This is a genomic window from Paenibacillus periandrae, assembly GCF_022458865.1.
GTDB lineage: Bacteria > Bacillota > Bacilli > Paenibacillales > NBRC-103111 > Paenibacillus_S > Paenibacillus_S periandrae.
In genome coordinates this window covers 1-1,249 of sequence record NZ_JAJNMU010000090.1, presented here as the reverse complement: position 1 = coordinate 1,249, position 1,249 = coordinate 1, and the positions used below count along the sequence as shown (strand labels likewise).

1 rRNA gene is annotated in these 1,249 nt (G+C 55.7%); it reads right to left on the bottom strand.

The window, feature by feature from the left end:
- Nucleotides 1-1,249 (bottom strand): 23S ribosomal RNA (locus LRL21_RS44645); the annotation flags it as partial.

Here is a 1,249-nt window from a genome sequence, read left to right as displayed (position 1 = left end):
GGCTTCGCGCTTAGATGCTTTCAGCGCTTATCCCTTCCGTACGTAGCTATCCAGCCGTGCTCCTGGCGGAACAACTGGTACACCAGCGGTACGTCCATCCCGGTCCTCTCGTACTAAGGACAGCTCCTCTCAAATTTCCTGCGCCCACGACAGATAGGGACCGAACTGTCTCACGACGTTCTGAACCCAGCTCGCGTACCGCTTTAATGGGCGAACAGCCCAACCCTTGGGACCTACTTCAGCCCCAGGATGCGATGAGCCGACATCGAGGTGCCAAACCTCCCCGTCGATGTGGACTCTTGGGGGAGATAAGCCTGTTATCCCCAGGGTAGCTTTTATCCGTTGAGCGATGGCCCTTCCATTCGGTACCACCGGATCACTAAGCCCGACTTTCGTCCCTGCTCGACCTGTTTGTCTCGCAGTCAAGCTCCCTTGTGCCTTTACACTCTGCGAATGATTTCCAACCATTCTGAGGGAACCTTAGGGCGCCTCCGTTACATTTTAGGAGGCGACCGCCCCAGTCAAACTGCCCACCTGACACGGTCCCTGCACCGGATTACGGTGCGAGGTTAGAACTCGGATACGATCAGGGTGGTATCCCAACGTCGCCTCCACACAAGCTGGCGCTCATGCTTCAACGGCTCCCACCTATCCTGTACAGATCGTACCCAAGTTCAATATCAAGCTGCAGTAAAGCTCCATGGGGTCTTTCCGTCTTGTCGCGGGTAACCTGCATCTTCACAGGTAGTAAAATTTCACCGGATCTCTCGTTGAGACAGCGCCCAAGTCGTTACGCCATTCGTGCGGGTCAGAATTTACCTGACAAGGAATTTCGCTACCTTAGGACCGTTATAGTTACGGCCGCCGTTTACTGGGGCTTCGGTTCATAGCTTCGGGTTGCCCCTAACCACTCCCCTTAACCTTCCAGCACCGGGCAGGCGTCAGCCCGTATACTTCGCCTTACGGCTTCGCACAGACCTGTGTTTTTGCTAAACAGTCGCTTGGGCCTTTTCACTGCGGCCCCCTCGGGCTATTCACCCTACCGAGGCACCCCTTCTCCCGAAGTTACGGGGTCATTTTGCCGAGTTCCTTAACGAGAGTTCTTCCGCGCGCCTTAGCATGCTCTGCTCGCCCACCTGTGTCGGTTTGCGGTACGGGCACCTTCTCCCTGGCTAGAGGCTTTTCTTGGCAGCTTGAACTCATGACCTTCGCTACTGCAATTTTCGCTCCCCATCACAGCTCAGCCTTA